1 protein-coding gene and 1 rRNA gene are annotated in these 1902 nt (G+C 31.5%); both read right to left on the bottom strand.

Annotation, left to right across the window (positions count from 1 at the left end; genetic code table 11):
* Positions 1-293, bottom strand: a 293-nt coding sequence (locus NCC77_RS22935) for a hypothetical protein (RefSeq protein WP_250837637.1), incomplete at its 3' end; no start/stop codon positions are given.
* A gap of 1502 nt (positions 294-1795) precedes the next feature.
* Positions 1796-1902: ribosomal RNA gene (gene rrf / locus NCC77_RS22930) — 5S ribosomal RNA — on the bottom strand; the annotation flags it as partial.

Here is a 1902-nt window from a genome sequence, read left to right as displayed (position 1 = left end):
AGCATTTTCAAATCTCGCAAGCTTTTTCGAATCTTTTTTTCTGAAAATTTCTTTTCGCCAGATTCTCCTTTCCTGCCAGTATTTCGATGAACGCCTTCGCTGTTGCGGGTGCAAAAGTAGAACCTTTTTCCAGTTAAACAAGGCTTTCTGCAAACTATTTTTAATCTTTTTTTCATTTTATTTCTTAACATTCTAATAACTCGCCATTTACAGCGCAAAGTTTTTTTAATCTTTGAAGGGTTTTTCTTAGAGGTATTATTCTTTTCATAATAAGTCCCGTTGAAAAACCCCAAGTTTTAAAGACTTCGCATATTTTTTCAGACTTTAAAAATTACTTTCTAATAAACATTTAAACTTTAACTAAATAACAAACTTCTAAAAAAGCAATGTTTTAACCGCTTTTAATTATTTTACATGAAATCAAAAAGCCACTAAATGCCAGCATTTACTCCATTATCCAACTTTACACAAACTCAACAAAAACCAAAAACATCTTTTATCAGCATTCAAAAAGATAAAATCGCATAAAGAACAATTTAACTAATCCCTTTAAAAGAAAACTCTATTAGCCAGAACTAAACACAAAGACTTGAAAGCAGAAATAAAAAACATTCAACTTAAAATCCTAGTATAAAAGTAATAATTAAACTTTCAACAAAGAATTATAAAAAATCAATTACTCCATAAAATTTATTACAATAAAAAATTTACTACCTGAGCCTTTTATTTCAAACATAACAACCTCCTCAATCTCAATTTTTTTCCACATTAACAAACTACACTTCGCAATGTCTAATCCATAAAAAATACACCCACCTATTTTAAACATTAAAACATATCCAAACTAAAACACATTTCTATCCAAAAATTTAAAATAACATCTACCTATAAAGAAAATTACTTCATTATTGTATATTTTTTTCAGACCAAAATACAAGTAGCTACCCAATATCTTCATAATTAAATCAAAAAAGCAAACATGAACAATGCAGGAAGATCTTCGTCAAAAATTGATTGCAAAAATTAAACAGAACTAATTTGAACACTTCTCACCTGATCAGACTATACATTTTTTTTTAGAAAAGTTTACTCAGGCTTTTCGAAAATATAAGCACACAAAAAGAACACTCCCTCCATTTAGAAGAATACCGCATAAATAAAAGACTATTAACCAAAACAAATTCAACCTAGAAGTATCAAAATAAAATCATAACAATTCAAAAAATCGCATACACATTGTTTTCAAAAAACAATAAATAGTAAATTTTAAGAAATAATTTGAGGATCTCCTTCCAGGTCGAGCTGGCCATTAATTTTTTTTGTAAAAAAGGTTTTAAAGCAAGGCTCGACCAAAAATTTAGTATTTCGCAAAATGACACCGCTCTTCTATCCCTTGCACGATCCCGAGTAAATAAGACATCTCTTTTCAAAGGAAATTCCAATTCTAAAACTTAAGGATAAATTTCAAACTCCAAAGATTAAAAACTTTGCAAACTTTATACCTCGCAAGGACAATAAAATAAATTCACTATGCTCTTTGTTGCTAAATCCCAATACACATCTCAACACAGCTTTGCATTCTACATAATCGCAAGGAGAATCATTCCGTTCTTTACAGCTAAATTCACTAAAGAAAAAACCGTATAAAAACAAAAAATCCCTTCCGATCTATCGGGAGGGATTCTTAAAGGAAAGGCGGCGGCTCCCGATAAGCAGCCATTATCAGCCATGGAGCAGTTTTCCAAAACATCTAAAAAGCAGAAAACCCTATCCGATTTGGATAGGGTTTTCAAAAGAAAGGCGACGACATACTCTCCCACAAAACTGCAGTACCATCTGCGCAGGCGGGCTTAACTTCTCTGTTCGGGATGGGAAGAGGTGAGCCCCGCCGCAATAACCACC

This window comes from Flavobacterium tyrosinilyticum, from assembly GCF_023656565.1.
Classification (GTDB): domain Bacteria; phylum Bacteroidota; class Bacteroidia; order Flavobacteriales; family Flavobacteriaceae; genus Flavobacterium; species Flavobacterium tyrosinilyticum.
Note: the sequence above shows the minus strand (reverse complement) of the source record. Positions and strands in the feature narration are given on the sequence as shown.